Raw genomic sequence first — 15,291 nt, forward strand, 5'->3', positions numbered from 1 at the left:
GGCCAATCGGTCGCGCTCTCGTCAGCTGAGGATCGTGGCCAGGAGGCCGGGCGCTTCGATTGGTTTGCGAACGGCGTCCACGGTCGACAGCCACGCGGCGAGATTCACGGCCAGAACGGCGATCGTTTCTACACGGCACAACGTCTTCATTCCCATCTCTCCTCCGGGGCAGACGTGTTGTAACTCGGGTGCCGCGCACGCCACAGGCAGGCCGGGTTCGCGAAATCCTCCAGAGTTTTCGGTATCCTTCCAGGCGGCGCCGACACAATGCGTGCGCCGGGCTCGGCTCTACGCGACCTTCGCGAGTCGCATGAATCCTCGTTTCTCGAGGCGCCAGCCGGGCTCGGTCCGGCACAAGGAAAGGAGGCCCGCCGGTTCGAGGATACGGTCGGCATCCGCGCGGTCCGACTCGGGGATGGCCCGGTAGCAGTCGAGGACGCGTTGGAGTTTCCATGCGACGTAGCTGGATACGGGAAATGTGGTGGGGACGCCGGCGAGAGTCGTCTCGTGAGCCCCGAGGAACTGTCGCGGCTCTGCGTCCGGCTCGAGCGTCGCGAATTTGGCCTCGGCCACGGCGAGCGTGGTCGCCGCGTACGCACCGTATGTGGTCCCAAACGTTTCGAGCACGGGGGCCAAGCTGTCGGAGAAGAAGAGGTCGCCCCGGTCGGACTCCCCGGCCGCCGCGAGCATGTGATCGATCCATAGGGAGAGGCTGATGCACTTCCAATGGATGTGGTCACACATCGCCCCCGGGTCGCGGTACAGATGCCCGAACAGAGCGTTCATCATGCCCAGATCCGCTAGGCTCGGTCGGTCGCCGAGGAGGAAGGGTGTGTTCTCCAAATGCGCGTCGAGTCGGTCGCAGATTTCGCGGGTCTGCCGCTCACAGACTGCGACGATTTCGGGGGACTGCGTCATCTGCCCCTTGAATCTCTTCTGGATCGATCGAGCGATTCGAACCGCATTCTCGCGGGTCGCTGCGCGCGGCTTGGGCTCGGGCATGCGCTCCGTGCAGATCTGTTGAAACATCCGTACGGCCCACGCCGAGGTGTCCTCCGGCACCCAGCGATAGCGAATGCTCGTGAGGATCATGAAGTCGTCCGCAATGGTCTCGAACAACGTAGCCAACAATCGGAGCACGGGGTCGTAGGGGATCACGGGTCGTGCGGGGTGGCGTTGCTCGAGTGCGTCGACGATGTCGCAGCTGTCCTGTAGGACCGTGCCGTCGGGGCAGAGCACGACCGGATACATGTGGCTGCCCGTCTTTTCCTTTGCGCGGCGGATCGTGTCGCCGTTGGCGCAGACCTCGCTGTAGGGGAGGCGTTTGTACTGGAGGCAGGCTCTCACCTTGGCGGAGTAGTAGGAGTTCTTCGATCCGATGAATTCGTAGTCCGCGGACGCCGTCATGGCGTCTTGGAATAGACCCCGCCGGGCCGGTTGTCGATTGCAGCACCGCATCGTACTCGAAGGTGTGGACTTCGATCGCTTCATGACCAGAGTGAATCCCCTGATCGTCGGGATTCTGCGATCGCCGCTGCACGGGCTCATGAGTTCGGGGTTGCTCGCCCTCACCGTGACGGGCCGCCGGACCGGCCGTCGGTACACGATCCCGGTGGGCTACCAGCGCGACGGAGATCGGTTCGTCATCCTGGTTTCGAAGGCGCGGCGGAAGAACTGGTGGCGGAACTATCTGGAGCCGGCGCCGGTTGAGATGCTCATTGCGGGGCAGAAGGTGCCTGGAATGGGCTGGGTCGTGCAGCCGGAGTCGTTCGAGTTCCGGAAGAACGCCGAGCGGACCTTCCGGCGGATGCCGTGGCTCGGGAAGCAGTTCGCGATCGAGTACGACACAAGGACCGGCCTGACCGAAGCCCAAGTGGCCCACCTCGGCGTCGAAGGTGCGATGGTACAGATCGAATCCGCGCCCGCGGGAAGTTGACTGAAGTCCGGATTCTGGAGACTCTCGCCCCGTTCCGCCGGACCGAACGTTGTTCTCGAGATTGACCGAAGGCGTGCGTGGTTTTCGGGCCGCCTGGGCCCGAGCCCCGGAGGATTCGGACGCGGGCGAGGTCGCCCACGAGGGGCAGCTCCGAGACAGCGAGGAACTGCACCGAATCGTCTCGGAGTTGGGCTACGAGTTCAGCTTTCGTGCTCGCGTGAAGGGCGACGAGATGGACTTCTACACGCCGGACCCCAAGACGCTCGAGCGTCTTCTGGGACCCGGTGTCGGAGCCGGCCTGGACTGGTCGGGAATCATCGACCCGCGCGATGCCGGGAAGGTGGAAGAGTCGATCCAAGTGCTCCTGCGCGATGGCATCTGTCGAACCGAGTTCCGTACCCGAGCCGGAGCCGATGACGTGCGCTGGCGCGAGATGGTCGAGCGGTGCACTCGCGACCCCGAGTCCGGGGAGCGGACGATCTACGGCGCCGTTCGCGACGTGACCGTGGCGCGAGAGGCGGACGTTCATCTGAAGGAGAGCGAGGGGCGGCTCCGCGCGATCCTCGATTCCGAGCCGGAGTGCGTGATGACCGTCGACGAAGAGCACCGGCTTCTCCACATGAACCCGGCGGGGCTGCGGATGATCGAGGCCGACTCGTTCGATGAAGTCTCCAAGGCGGACTTGCTGAAGATCGTCGAGCCGGAGTATCGCGAGGTGTTTCGCGACTTGAACCGTCGGGCTTTCGCCGGCGAGACCGTCACGGCCGAATTCCAGATCCGTGGGCTCAAGGGGACGCGTAGGTGGATGGAGACCCACGCCGTGCCCCTCCGGAACGCGACCGGCAAGGTGATCGCACAGCTCTCGATCACGCGCGACATGGGCGAGCAGCGACGAATTCAGGAGGGCCTGCTCCGTGCGCAGCGCCGCGAGGCGTTGGGCGTCATGGCAGGCGGTATCGCGCACGATTTCAACAACATGCTGTACGTCATCCTCGGTCGGGCGGAGTTGGCGCTGCGGCGGCCGGGCATCGGCGACGATGTGAAGCGCGATCTCACCGAGCTCGAATCTGCAGCGCGGCGTGCGGCCGCCATCACGCAGCAGATCCTCACGTTCAGCCGTGGGCCGACGGGCGAGGAGCAGAGCGTCGATCTCTCGGGTGTCGTGGCCGACGCCGTTCAACTCCTGCGGGCGACGGTTCCGGCGACGCGCTCTCGAGCCGTACTTCACGACGAAGGCGGCCGGGGAGGGCAGCGGCCTCGGGCTGGCCGTCGTCGACGGCATCGTCCGAAGAGCGCGGGGCGCGGTTTCGGTTCACAGCGAGCTGGGCAGCGGGACGACGGTGGAGGTCCTGTTGCCCGAGCATCTCGGTGATGCTCCGCGTCCGAATGATGCTACCTCGGTCCTGCCGCGTGGCCACGAGAAGATTCTCCTGATCGACGACGAGCCCCTCGTAGGCCGGACGGCTCAAGGTCTGCTCGAAGCCCTGGGTTACGCAGTCGAGTCGACGACCCGCAGCGGCGAGGCGCTTGCGAGCGTTCGGGAGGATCCGACCCAGTTTGATCTAGTCGTGACGGATCAGACCATGCCCGAGATGACCGGGGACACCCTGGCGCGAGAGATCCTGCGGATCCGCGCAGACATGCCGATCACCCTGTGTAGCGGGCATGCCGACGGGGCGGTCGCACAGCGCGCGATCGACCACGGGATCCGGGAGTACCTGACGAAGCCCGTAGAGTTGGTGCAGTTGGCCGAGAGCGTCCGGCGCGTGCTCGACAACGGCACCGGCTAGGCCGCTAGGGCCGCAGGGCGTTCAGCTCGCTTGCGTTGTCGCGCATGATTCGCTGGCGCGCGGCATCGTCGAAGGCTGAGAGCTCGGACGCGTAGTCGAGAGGCTGCGGCATGCCCTCGATATGCGGCCAGTCTGAGCCAAAGATCACGCGCTCGGCGCCCATCAACGCCACGACCTCGTTCACGTCGTCTTCCCAGAAGGGATTCATCCAGACGTGTTCTTTGAAGCTCTCGGCGGGGTCGACCTTGTAGTAGCCCGGCGTGCGTCTCGCGCTCGAGCGCAGCTTGTTGAAGAGATCGCGCAAGAACTCCGAGCCGTTCTCGACCGAGGCGATTCGCAGGTTGGGAAAGCGTTCGAAGAGCTTTCCGAACGCGAGTGTGATGAGGAAGTCGTACGCGGCACGCTCGATGTTGAACGCCTTGATCGAGGGCTGCCATCCACCGTCGAACTTCGCGCCGAAGCCGTCGTTCGCATACCCGTGCGTCGTATACCCGCTATCGCCGGCGTGGACGACGACGGTGATTCCCGCTTCGTCCGCGCGCGCCCAGAACGGGTCGAACATCGGGTCGGTCGGGGCTTTCGGGCCGGTTTCCGTCCAGATGGCGGCGGGTCGCATGCAGACGACCCGCGCGCCGCGCTCGATCGCCCACTCCAATTCGGCCACGGCGTCCTCGACCTTGCCGAGTGCCATGTATGGCGCGGCGAAGATGCGGTCCTTGTAGGCGAAGCCCCAGTCCTCCTCGAGCCACCGATTGAACGCGCGGAACGTAATCTGGACGCCCTCGGGGTCTTCCTTGAGGAGTTCTTCGTACAGGACGCCGAGGGTCGGGAAGAGCCAGATGGCTTCGAGGTTCTGTTGGTCCATGACCTCGATTCGCGCGTCGCGGTTGCGATACTCGGGGCGGATCGGCTCGCGGTCGCGCAGGAACTCGATCGGGCTCTTTTGGTCCGGGTTTCCCCGGAAGTAGTCGTGCAACGCACCTGCGCGAGCAATCGGATCGAACGTCGGGTTCACGACGGCCCGGCTGACCTTTCCGCCGACGACGTGGTAACGCCGCCCGTCGATCTCCGCCCACTGGACCGTCCGCGGCCCCACCTTCGGCGGAAGATGACGGGTGAAGGCGTCGAGGGCCTCGTAGTAGTGATTGTCTGCGTCGAAGACGGGAAGGTTCGCGTTGCTCATGACGTTTCCCCTAGCGCAGGCGCACGCCGATTTCCTATTTAATATTCCCATCCGAGATCTGGCGCGATAGGAATGGATCCCATGAGCTACGCCGGAGATCGATTCTGCTGGGACGCCGACAGCCACCTCATGCCGGACGCGGATTTTCTCGCGAAGCACGCCGATCCGGCCTTTCGCGACGAGATGTGGATTCTCGGCGGAAAGAACGGCGGCGAGAAGTTCGAGAAGCAGTTCGGACGGATGCTCGAGAACGTGCGCGCGCGCCTGGCGGACCCCGAGAAGACCGCTGAACTCGAAACCCGGGTGATCTCGACCGCAAAGGGCTGGGACGCACACGGGGCGGTCGACCCGGGAGAGCGGTCCCGGACCTTGGATCTTCTCGGATTCCAGGGGCAGCTCATCTTCTCGACGTTCGCCGGCCGCTACCGCTTCGCGCGCGAACCGGAGTTGATGTACGCGGGCGCCCGAGCGCATACGCGCGCGATGGCGGCGTTCTGTGAAGCGGACGAGCGCATGATGGCGGTCACGATGATCCCACTCGACGATCCGCAGCGTGCGCTCGTCGAGTTGAAGGAGGCACTGAGTCTCGGCGTGGGCGCCGTGCAGGTGCCGTCAGATGCGCCGGGCGGCGTAAACGAGGGGTTCTCTCCCGCGCACGTCGATCTCGAACCGTTCTGGGCGTGTCTCGCCGAAGCGCGGGTGCCGTTGGTGCTCCACGTTGGAGGCGGCCACCTGGCGCCGCGGGCGTACCATGAGAACGGGCGACCGCGGCCGAGCGATTGGCTCGGCGGTGGAGAGAACCTGCGCGGGAAGGACTACCCGTCGCTGCATCATTCCCCGGCGAACTTCCTCACTGCGCTCGTGCTCGACGGGGTCTTCGAGCGCCACCCGGAGCTGCGCTGCGGCGTGATCGAGCTCGGTGCTTCGTGGGTACCGTCCCTCCTGGTGAATTTGGATCACGCGCAGAAGTCCTTCAGCCGCAGCGAGCCGCTGCTGAAGGATCTTCCGATGAAGCCGTCCGACTATCTACGGCGTCAGGTGCGCTTTACACCGTTCCCGTTCGAGGACGTCGGGTGGCTGGTGCAACACTGCGGGGAAGAGCTCTTCCTCTTCTCATCCGACTACCCACACCCCGAAGGCGGTCGCGACCCGATCAAGAAGTTCGAAACGTCCTTCGAAGAGGCCGGCACCCAGGCGACCGCCCGCGAGCGGTTCTACCGCACCAACTTCGAAGAGCTCATGCGCATCGGCGGCGCCTGACAGGGGCACACTCAAGCTCGTCCCACGCGGTCTCGCGCACCGGCTTCCCCTCGCTATCGGCCCGGGCGGCGCATCCGGTTGGCGGCTCTGCTAGCCTCCGCGCCATGCCGAGCCCCTACAAAGCAGCATTTTTCGATTTCGGCGGGACACTCTACAGCTACCGGAACAAGGGATTGGGGCTGCGGGACGTTCTGACGGCTCTTGTGCAGGAACTCGGTGCCACGCCGGACGCAGGTAGCGTCCGCGATGCGTTCCGGGCGGCCAGTCGAGACGCCTACGCAGCGCACCTGCCTCGGGACTTCTACCTGCACCGCGATCTCTTCGAGGATACGTACCGCCGCTTCGCCGTCACGATCACCGGTGACGAGCCCGGGCCGGAGCTTCTGCGTTGGTGTCACGAGCAGCAGTGCGCCCGCGTCATCGCCAACTTCGAGTTGCGCGCGGATTGCCTCGAGACGCTCCGCGCGCTTCGGGCCGCTGGCCTTCACGTCGCCATCGTCTCGAACATCGACGACGACTACCTACACCCCATGATCGACCGGGCCGCCCTTCACGAGGTTCTGGATGCGTGGACCAGCTCGGAAGAGGCCGGTTCGTGTAAGCCGCACGATGCGATCTTCCGCACGGCGCTCGGCAAGGCGGGATGTGGACCGACGGAAGCGCTCTTCGTCGGAGATGCGCTCGAAGCCGACGTCGCCGGAGCAAATCCCCTCGGCATGACGAGCGTCTATCTCCGCGCGGATGGCCTGCCCGAGGCGCCGGCGGAGGGGCCCCAGCCCGCGCACACCGTGTCGGCGCTTTCGGAGATCCTCGGCCTAGTGAGCGTCGCGTCTAGTTGACGAGCCCGGGCAACGCAGGGAATCCTGTACGAGCGTGAACGAGTTCTTGAGCATCTGCCTCGGTGTGGGGCTGGCGGCCGCGTGCGGGTTCCGGGTCTTCGTGCCGTTTCTCGCTGTGAGCCTCGCGGCGCGCGGCGGCCTGGTCGCTCTCGCGCCCGACTTTCACTGGATCACGACCGATCCCGCGCTCGTCGCGTTCGGCGTGGCGACGACGCTCGAGCTCCTCGCCTATCAAATCCCGTGGGTCGACAACGTGCTGGACACGGTGGCCTCGCCGGCGGCGGTCGTGGCGGGTGTTCTTCTGAGTGCCTCGACGATCTCGGGCATGGATCCGAGTCTGCGATGGGGGTTGGCGCTCGTCGCAGGGGGCGGCATAGCCGGAATCTTCCAAGGGGCGACCGCGCTCGCGCGCGTCGGGTCGACGCTCGGAACCGGCGGCCTCGCGAATCCTCTGCTGGGTCTGTTCGAGTCCGGAACCGCGATCCTCATGGTGCTGGTTGCGTTGTTCCTACCGGTCGTCGCTCTCGTGGGCGTGATCGCCGGAACTGTCTTTGCCGTTCGTCGCCTGCTTGCACGGCGACGCGCCGTCGCGGCCTGACGCCGGGCTCCTCGCTACGACGTCGGGGCCCTCGACCGGTGTCATGAAGCTCGCGACGAGTTGCGCAAAAAGACGCCCGTCGTGCTGCACTTCGACGCGGCGGTGAGCGATTCGTCGCCCTTCGCGTGTCCGGTCGACGGCGAAAGTGATCGGTGTGTCGGCCGGGGCCGGCCGCAGGAAGTGCATGTGAAGCGAATGGGCAGGGCGGTCCGGGCACGTGCGGGCGGCGGCAAGAGTCGCCAAGCCGAAGGTCTCGCCCCCGAACACGTGACCGTCGTGGTTGTTGGGTGAGGCGACGAAGCGGTCGTCGTCTTCGGCTCTTAGCTGAAGGAAGTCGTCCAAGGCCCTCGATCGGAGCGCGCACATGCGCAGGAAGTAGCGCGCCTTCGGCACCAGTGTTCAGTCAGGAACGCGTTTCTTCATTCGTTGGACGCGGCTGACCGTGATGCGGCCGGTGCCGCCTCGTGAACGACCTTCGCCCATCGGAAAGGCGAGGCCATGATCGAGGCGTAGCCCTTCGGGAAGTTGGGCAGGTCGGCGATGCCGATGTCGGTCGGCGGTTCGCGGTCGGCCGGGAGCCAGCGCGTCCCGAACACGATGTCCCAGAAGATCAGGTTGCCGCCGTAGTTGTGGTTCGCCTCCTCGACGCTCGGAGAGTGATGCCACCGGTGTAGCTCGGCCATGCTGAACACCCAGTTGAGGGGACCGATGCGACACGGGATGTTCGCGTGCTGATAGACGCCGTGGATGGCTGAGAACAGGCCGACCAAGGCGATCACAGGCCCGTCGGCACCGAGAACCACGAGTGGAACCAGTTTCCCGGGCCCGACGGCGAGAATGTCGATCGGATGAAAGCGGAGGGCGTTGAACCAGTACAGTCGCGTCGCGCTGTGGTGTGGGGCGTGGAAGCGCCACAGCCACGGAACCTCATGCATGGTGCGATGGGCCGTGTACTCGACGAGTTCGCCGAGCAGGAGCGCGGGCACCAGTTGCACGAGGAGCGGCCATTGGTCGGGCCAGACCTGGGCTCCGTAGGTAGCAGAAAGCCAGGTGGCCACGCTGATCGCGACGACGATGAACAGCGGCTGCGCGATCCCGTTCACGACCGCGTTGGTCAGGCCCAGGGCGATGTCCGCCTTGAGATCGCCGGTATCATGGCGCCACTCGGGATGGAGGGGGACGAGGCGCTCGAGAACGCCAATGAAGGCGTAGGAGGCGAGGATGATCAGGCCCGCGACGAGATCGGGCTCCGCACCGCGGTTCATGAAGAAGATCCCGCTGCCGATCCCGACGGTGATCGCCAAGGGAAACGCGGTCCGGGCTACCAGCCGGCTGATGTTCTCTCGCACACGCGAAGTCTAGCGAATGGCCTCGGCTTCGCCACCGCGCCATTCGACCCACTTCAGGTCCAGCACGAAGATCGTGTACAGGATCGGGACCAACAGAAGTTCGATGAAAGTCGCGAGCGAGAGGCCGCCGATCTGCGCGTAACAAAGCGGCTGCCACAGCGGCCCGCCGTGGGAGGCGAGGCAAATCCGCGCGAGAACGCTTGCGCCGACCGTGATCATCACTGGGCACAAGCGTTCGAGCCCGGCGTCGAGAAGTGCTTGGCGGACCGGCGCGATCGAGATCGCCATGATGCCGGCGAGCTGCCGAAATCCCTGACGCTGTTGCGCGAGTTCTCCGGCGAGTTGGATCTTGTAGCCGGGCGGTAAGGAGTTCTGCAGCTCCGTGATCTGGTCGAGGACAACGCGCCGGGCTGCGGGTAGGCGATCGCGGCGATCGTGCGGAACTGTTCGCGACGCCGGGAGCGCTTCTCAGGATCGCTTTGGTGTTCTCGCACAGGGCGCGCAGCGTCTGAGTGTCGACCTCTTCGCCGATGGCGTTGAGGTCGGCATGGCCCGAGATCTGGAAGGCGGTCGGGTGGGCGACTGGATTCGTTTCGAGCTGGCGGATTTGGACGATGGCGTCCGGGACGCGTGCCGAGACCGCTTCTTGCAGGGGCCCCACCAAGGGAGGCGTGAACTTCTTGTCGAACACCTCGAGTAGGAGTTCTGCGTAGTTGTTCTGCGAAAGCTGTGGGGTGACCGCGCTCCAGAACCGAGGCCCGCCGCCGCCGACGAAGCTCGTAATGGATTTGAGAACCGGGGCTGCGTTTCCGTTCTCAGCGTTCTGCTTCCCGCAGCCCACCGCGATCTCGCGAACGATCTTCTCGACCTCGGTCGGAGCCGTGTTCGTCGCGGAAACCGGCGCGTCGCTGGGGGGAAGATGTCGACGTATGAGAGGTACTGCACGTCCTGCGGAAAGAACGCCGTCGGGAGCGTCTTCCCGATCTCGAGGTCGACGGCATTCTCGAGTGTCAAGATCGGAGCGCTCGGCTCGAGCTGCGCCCCGGCGATTGCCGGGACGGCGACCAACAGAAAGACCAAGGCCGGACGACACATCCTACACCACCTGCCCGGCGGCCAGATTGGCCCGCGGCCACGTAGAGTCCAAAGCCTCGCAAATCAACCACGCAGATGTTTCCGGGGGCTGCACCGCTGCCCTTTAATGGTTAGGGACAGTGTTCTTCCGGGGCGGTCTCTCGCGATGCCTTTGCCCCCATCTCAAGGAGATTCTGACGTGAGTGACGATCGTACACCCGTTCTGGTTGGCACCGGGCAACTCGTAGAGCGCAACGTAGATCCGAAGGAGGCGATCGAGCCCCTCCTTATGCTCGAACAGTGCGCGAAGGCAGCGGCCGCGGATGCCGGTGCCGGAGAAAACCTCTTGCGCTCGATCGACACCCTCGCGGTCCTGAACGTCGCCGGTTGGCAGGCCCGAAACCCGGCGCAGATCGTCGGCGAGAAGCTGGGCTCGAATCCCACCCATACCTTCACGAGCGAGATGGGTGGTCAGATCGGCGTCACGGCGACGAACCTCATCGCCGAGCGCATCACAAAGGGCGAGACCAAGATCTCCTACATCTGCGGTGCGAACAACATGCGCACGCTGATGAAGGCTGGCGGTCTCGGCATCGATCTGAACTGGACGGTTGGCGGCACTTCGGATCCCGAGATGATCGGTATTGCGAAGAACGGCAGCTCGGACCTCGAGGGCAAGTACGGCATGGTCATGCCGCCGGACATCTATCCGATGTTCGAGAACGCGATGCGAGCTTCGCGGGGCCTGGACCTCGAGACGCACAAGAAGTCGATGGGCGATCTCTTCACGAAGTTCACGGACGTCGCCGCCGCGAACCCGTATGCGTGGTTCCCGACGGCGCGCAGCTCCGAGGAGCTGACGACCGCCACGCCGACCAATCGCATGATCGCGTTCCCCTACACGAAGTACCTGAACGCCGTGCTCAATACGGACCAGGCGGCCGGCTATTTCCTGATGTCCGTCGAAGCGGCGAAGTCGCTCGGCATCTCGCCGGATCGTTGGCTGTACTGGTGGGGCGGAGCGAAGTCGCAGGAAGAGGCGTGGTATCCCACGTCGCGTCCCAACTTCGCTGAGTGTCCCGCAATGCTCGATACGCACACGGCGGCCCTCGGCAACGCGGGTGTAACCGTCAACGACATCGACCGTTTCGATTTCTACAGCTGCTTCCCTGTCGCGGTCGAGATGGCCCTCAAGAACCTGAACATCTCCGAGGACGACCCGCGTGGCTTCACAGTGACGGGCGGACTTCCCTACGGCGGCGGCCCGGCCAGCGGCTACACCTTGCACTCGGTCGCGACGATGGCGGATCGCCTCCGCGAGACGCCGGGTAAGAAGGGGTTGGTCACGGGGAATGGCTGGTACCTGACGAAGCACTCCGCGAGTGTCTGGTCGACGGAGCCGAAGCCCGGTGCCCTTCCGACCGCGCAGATGCCGGAGAAGCGCGCCTCGGCCGACGTGGCCACGACGCCTCTCGAAGTCGCCGAGGATTGCACCGGCGGCGGCACGATCGAGACGTACACCGCGGTCTACGATCGCGCAGGTGCTCCCGAGCGAGGGATCATCGCGGGTCGCAGCGACGACGGGCGACGGTTCGTAGCCAACACGCCCGGGGACAAGGATCTTCTTCTCGATCTCGTCTCGAAGGAGGGCGTCGGTCGCAAGGGCTCCCTTTCGGTCGACGGCGGGATGCAGATCTTCACGCCGAGTTGAGCGCGCGCGTGGCAGCGCAGTGACCGGCCTGCGCTGACGAGCAAACTGAATCGTAGTACAAGGGCCGCATGGCGTACCTAGCGCTTGCGGCCCTTTACTTTCTCGGAATCCACATCTTCGTGTCCGGCAGTCGCCTGCGCGACACGATCACGGCACGTACGGGAGAGCAGGGCTTCCTCGGCCTGTTTTCCTCGCTCTCGCTCGTCGGGATCGTCTGGGTCGGATGGGCTTACGCGGCCGCGCCGGCGATCACGCTCTGGGCTTCGCCGTTGTGGTTCCGGCCCCTCGCGTTGGTTCTCGTTCTGGTGGCCGGGATTCTGGTGGTGGTCGGCGTCACGACGCCCAGCCCGACCGCCACCGGGTTCGACTTCGTGTGGGATCAAGAGGAGCCGGCCACCGGGATTCTGCGGATCACCCGGCATCCGTTCCTAGTCGGCGTGGCACTGTGGGGCGCGACGCATCTGATCGCATCCGGGGATGCGGCCGGCACCACCCTCTTCGGAACCATGCTCCTGCTCGGACTGGTCGGCCCGGGCCTGATCGACCGGAAGCGGTCGCGCCGACTCGGTGCGCAGTGGGAGTCGGTCGCCGCGGTGACGTCGGTCGTGCCGTTCGCAGCGATCCTGCAGGGCCGCAATCGCTTCGTCGCATCCGAGATCGGCGTGTGGCGTCCAGCGGCGGCGTGCGCGGCCTACGCGATCCTGCTCGGCGCGCATGCCTGGCTGTTCGGCGTGAACCCGCTTTCGTTCTGAGCCGGAGCGCTTTGCGATGGGGCGCTACGTCGTCGCCAAGCCGAATTCGGTCAGGCGTTCTTCCAGGAGCGGGATCCGGTCGTGGCCCCAGAACGGTTCCCCGCGGACGACGAAGATCGGGACGCCGAAGATGTGATCCTCCTCGGCCTCTCTCGCCGCCGCCTCGAGCCGAGCGGGGCCGTCGCCGGTCATGAATTGCCGGTATCCGTCCGCGGAGCCACCGACCTCGGCGATCAGTACGGCGATCTCGTCTTCGACGTCGAGTTCGAGACGATGCTCGAAGAACCGCTTGAAGGCTTGCTCGCTGTAGGCGCGGAAGTAGCCTTCCTGTATCGCGTAGAAGCCGCCGATCAACGCGGGCGTCGTGTCGTAGATCTTCCGCGGCCCGCGGATCATGAAGCCACCGCGGCGGTTCGCCCAGCGACGGACGTCCATGTACGAGTAGCGCGCCTTCCACTCGGAGTTTTGGCTGCGCTCGCCCTTCCCCTTGATGCGAAGCTGGTACGGGAGCCAGCGAAGATCGACGGCGTACTTCTCCTCCAACGCAAAAGCCGGCTCGACCGCGATGTAGGCGTAAGGGCTCTTGTAGTCGATGTAGACCTTGACTTCTTCGCAGTCAGGCATGCGCTGGAGCCTAGCAGGAGGCGCCGCGTTCGCTTACCGGCCCGGCGGACGATGCTGGGCGTGCGGGCCGAACCGCGCGACGGCGTCGTTCTTCTCCACGATCTCAGCGCAGAGAGTGAGCACGGCTTCGTCGGACAGGCTGTCGGCCTGTTCGGAGTACGTCGGATCGCCGGCGAAGACAGCGGCGGCGCGCACCGCGTGGCGCGCTTCGTCGGGCGAGCGCGCATGACGAAGTCGTGCCAGGACCTCGGCCCGCGTGCCGTCTACGAGCGCGCGAATCCGCGTCGAAGCCTGGAACGCGACGAGGCCCCCGACGGTCATCCCGAGGACGGCCAGTCCGAGGAGCTGGCCGTTTGGCTCGTCCCCGCCGAACGCGAGGAGCAGGGCGAACGCGAGGAGTGGGAACCCCAGACCGGCCGTCCAGGCGAGGCCTGTGATCGCCGCGGCGAGGCCGGGGCTCATGCGGTCGCCTCCATTGCCTCCGAGGTATCATCCGTGCCCGGGCGAGCCATAGTCACGATTCGGCCTTCGACCGAGAACGGTGGGACGCTCGTTCGACTTTGCAGCGGCTCCTGACGTCGGGGTTAAAAGGGAGGCACCAGACCCGAATGAAAGTGGATCCCGCTACGATTCTCGAGTTCCTGAAAGGGTCCGATTCGAGCTTCTGACATTCCATGCTGTTGGAGAACCAGTATCGATCGGGTCGGCGAATCGATAGAGTAGCTGCCCCGTGCCGACTCCAAGCGCCGCAACCGCCCGAGCCTTGCCGCGCCTGACTGTGGCGGCGCTTCGTGCGGAGTTGCGCCCGTTGCTGACGCTGGCCGGGCCGGTGATTGTCTCCGAGCTCGGCTGGATGGCGATGGGGCTCGTCGACACCGCGATGGTCGGTCGCGTGAGCCCCGAGGCGATCGGCGCGGTCTCCGTCGGCTCCCACACCTACTTCGTTGCCGCGATGTTCGGGATGGGAATCCTGCTCGGCCTCGACCCGCTCGTGTCCCAGGCTTGGGGCGCCGGGCGGAAGGGGGAGGCCCATCGGGGCCTTGTCCAGGGCGTGTATCTGAGCGTCGCGGTGGGTGTGGCCCTGATGATCTTGTTGTGGGAGGGCAACCGGCACCTCGCGCTCCTCGGGATCGACGCGGCGGTCTTGCCCGATGCGATGGCCTACATGGAGGTCGTTACGTGGGGCCTCGTGCCTCTTCTGCTGTTCGCGGCGGTGCGGCGGTACCTGCAGGGCATGGGCATCGTGCGTCCGGTCATGGGAGTCGTGCTGGTCGCGAACGTCGTGAACGCGTTTGCGAACTGGGTGCTGATCTTCGGTCACCTCGGTTCGCCGGCGATGGGTGCGGTGGGCTCGGCCTGGGCGACGACGATTTCGCGGTTCTTCATGGTGGCGGTGCTCGCGGGATTTACCTACGTCCACGCGCGTCGGAGCGGATCGGGACTCGTGCACGTCTCGTGGCGTCCCGACTTGAGGATCCTGCGGTACATCGTGACCCTGGGTATCCCCGCGGCGCTGCAACTCACGCTCGAAGGCGGAGTGTTCACCGCGGCCACGCTCCTCGCCGCTCGCCTGGATCCGGTCGCGCTCGCCGCGCATCAGATTGCCCTCGGCGCCGCGGCCTTCGCGTTCATGGTCCCACTCGCGGTCTCCTCGGCCGGGGCCGTGCGCGTTGGGCAATCCCTTGGGGCGTCTGATCCGGACGGGGCCGGGGTGGCGGGGTGGTCGGCGTTGCTCGCCGGCGGGGCGTTCATGTCGCTCTCCGCCATCGCGTTCCTCGTTGTGCCGCGATCGATCATGGCTGTGTTCACTAATGAGTCCGCCGTGATTGCCGTCGGTGTGGGCCTGCTGCGGATCGCGGCCGCATTCCAACTCTTCGACGGTGTTCAGATCGTCGCGACCGGCGTTCTGCGCGGTTCGGGCGATACGCGCACGTCCATGCTCACGTCCGTGGTCGCCTACTGGGTGATCGGCCTGCCACTCGCATGGGTTCTCTGCTTCACTCTGGATTTCGGCGTCGACGGGCTGTGGATGGGGCTGACAAGCGGTCTCGTCTTCGCCGCCTTTGCGCTCGTGACGGCCTGGACGCGTCGCACGCGCAGGCTGCCCGAACTCGCCGGGGTCTGATCCCTCGTCGGGGCGGCGCGCGGCGTGGTAGGCTCGGCGGCGGCAAGGAG

17 protein-coding genes are annotated in these 15,291 nt (G+C 65.7%); 10 read left to right on the top strand and 7 right to left on the bottom strand.

The annotated features are described in order from the left end of the window. Window positions 1–21 precede the first annotated feature (21 nt). Window positions 22–150 carry a hypothetical protein gene (locus P8R42_28815; GenBank protein MDG2308599.1) on the bottom strand — a complete coding sequence of 43 codons (129 nt, stop codon included), beginning with the start codon at window positions 148–150 and terminating at the stop codon, window positions 22–24. Window positions 151–288: 138 nt separating this feature from the next. Further along, on the bottom strand, window positions 289–1,407 hold the full coding sequence (locus P8R42_28820) for a glutathione S-transferase family protein (protein MDG2308600.1): 1,119 nt from the start codon (window positions 1,405–1,407) through the stop codon (window positions 289–291). Here P8R42_28820 and P8R42_28825 point away from each other — a divergent pair. Genes P8R42_28825 through P8R42_28835 form a run of 3 tightly spaced genes read left to right on the top strand, consistent with a single transcriptional unit; the run spans window position 1,406 to window position 3,726 of the window. After that, window positions 1,406–1,936 carry a nitroreductase/quinone reductase family protein gene (locus P8R42_28825; GenBank protein MDG2308601.1) on the top strand — a complete coding sequence of 177 codons (531 nt, stop codon included), beginning with the start codon at window positions 1,406–1,408 and terminating at the stop codon, window positions 1,934–1,936. The two genes, P8R42_28820 and P8R42_28825, sit on opposite strands and share 2 nt — an antisense overlap. A gap of 49 nt (window positions 1,937–1,985) precedes the next feature. Beyond that, window positions 1,986–3,308: a PAS domain S-box protein gene (locus P8R42_28830; protein ID MDG2308602.1), complete on the top strand. Its 1,323-nt coding sequence runs from the start codon at window positions 1,986–1,988 to the stop codon at window positions 3,306–3,308. Continuing rightward, window positions 3,289–3,726, top strand: a complete 438-nt coding sequence (locus P8R42_28835; protein ID MDG2308603.1) for a response regulator — start codon at window positions 3,289–3,291, stop codon at window positions 3,724–3,726. Before P8R42_28830 ends, P8R42_28835 begins: the two co-directional genes overlap by 20 nt. Window positions 3,727–3,730: 4 nt before the next feature. Here P8R42_28835 and P8R42_28840 read toward each other — a convergent pair whose 3' ends face one another. Then, on the bottom strand, window positions 3,731–4,909 hold the full coding sequence (locus tag P8R42_28840) for an amidohydrolase family protein (protein MDG2308604.1): 1,179 nt from the start codon (window positions 4,907–4,909) through the stop codon (window positions 3,731–3,733). An 81-nt stretch (window positions 4,910–4,990) separates the two neighbouring features. On the opposite strand from P8R42_28840, the gene P8R42_28845 reads away from it, so the two are divergent. From P8R42_28845 to P8R42_28860, 4 genes are all read left to right on the top strand, one after another. After that, window positions 4,991–6,169: an amidohydrolase family protein gene (locus P8R42_28845; protein ID MDG2308605.1), complete on the top strand. Its 1,179-nt coding sequence runs from the start codon at window positions 4,991–4,993 to the stop codon at window positions 6,167–6,169. A gap of 104 nt (window positions 6,170–6,273) precedes the next feature. Continuing rightward, on the top strand, window positions 6,274–7,008 hold the full coding sequence (locus P8R42_28850; GenBank protein MDG2308606.1) for an HAD family hydrolase: 735 nt from the start codon (window positions 6,274–6,276) through the stop codon (window positions 7,006–7,008). Between the two features lie 34 nt (window positions 7,009–7,042). Continuing rightward, window positions 7,043–7,606: a DUF4126 domain-containing protein gene (locus P8R42_28855; GenBank protein MDG2308607.1), complete on the top strand. Its 564-nt coding sequence runs from the start codon at window positions 7,043–7,045 to the stop codon at window positions 7,604–7,606. Between the two features lie 60 nt (window positions 7,607–7,666). Next, a complete protein-coding gene (locus P8R42_28860; protein MDG2308608.1) occupies window positions 7,667–7,897 on the top strand; it encodes a hypothetical protein in 231 nt (76 codons plus the stop codon). A 128-nt stretch (window positions 7,898–8,025) separates the two neighbouring features. On the opposite strand, the gene P8R42_28865 is transcribed toward P8R42_28860, so the two are convergent. Beyond that, on the bottom strand, window positions 8,026–8,955 hold the full coding sequence (locus P8R42_28865; protein ID MDG2308609.1) for a sterol desaturase family protein: 930 nt from the start codon (window positions 8,953–8,955) through the stop codon (window positions 8,026–8,028). 9 nt (window positions 8,956–8,964) lie between these two features. After that, complete coding sequence (locus tag P8R42_28870) at window positions 8,965–9,243, bottom strand: efflux RND transporter permease subunit (GenBank protein MDG2308610.1); 279 nt, start codon at window positions 9,241–9,243, stop codon at window positions 8,965–8,967. Window positions 9,244–10,228: 985 nt separating this feature from the next. On the opposite strand from P8R42_28870, the gene P8R42_28875 reads away from it, so the two are divergent. Together P8R42_28875 and P8R42_28880 are read left to right on the top strand one after the other, a co-directional pair. Further along, window positions 10,229–11,740 (top strand): acetyl-CoA acetyltransferase, encoded by a 1,512-nt coding sequence (locus P8R42_28875; protein MDG2308611.1) that lies wholly within the window; start codon window positions 10,229–10,231, stop codon window positions 11,738–11,740. 68 nt (window positions 11,741–11,808) lie between these two features. After that, window positions 11,809–12,492 carry an NnrU family protein gene (locus P8R42_28880; GenBank protein MDG2308612.1) on the top strand — a complete coding sequence of 228 codons (684 nt, stop codon included), beginning with the start codon at window positions 11,809–11,811 and terminating at the stop codon, window positions 12,490–12,492. Window positions 12,493–12,516: 24 nt separating this feature from the next. Here P8R42_28880 and P8R42_28885 read toward each other — a convergent pair whose 3' ends face one another. Both P8R42_28885 and P8R42_28890 read right to left on the bottom strand, forming a co-directional pair. Continuing rightward, window positions 12,517–13,116, bottom strand: a complete 600-nt coding sequence (locus P8R42_28885; protein MDG2308613.1) for a DsbA family protein — start codon at window positions 13,114–13,116, stop codon at window positions 12,517–12,519. A 33-nt stretch (window positions 13,117–13,149) separates the two neighbouring features. Beyond that, on the bottom strand, window positions 13,150–13,578 hold the full coding sequence (locus P8R42_28890; GenBank protein ID MDG2308614.1) for a hypothetical protein: 429 nt from the start codon (window positions 13,576–13,578) through the stop codon (window positions 13,150–13,152). A gap of 268 nt (window positions 13,579–13,846) precedes the next feature. Here P8R42_28890 and P8R42_28895 point away from each other — a divergent pair, with 268 nt between their 5' ends. Next, entirely contained in the window at window positions 13,847–15,241 is a 1,395-nt protein-coding gene (locus P8R42_28895; protein MDG2308615.1) for an MATE family efflux transporter, read from the top strand. Window positions 15,242–15,291 lie beyond the last annotated feature (50 nt).

The sequence above is a fragment of the Candidatus Binatia bacterium genome, from assembly GCA_029243485.1.
Lineage (GTDB): Bacteria > Desulfobacterota > Binatia > UBA12015 > UBA12015 > VGTG01.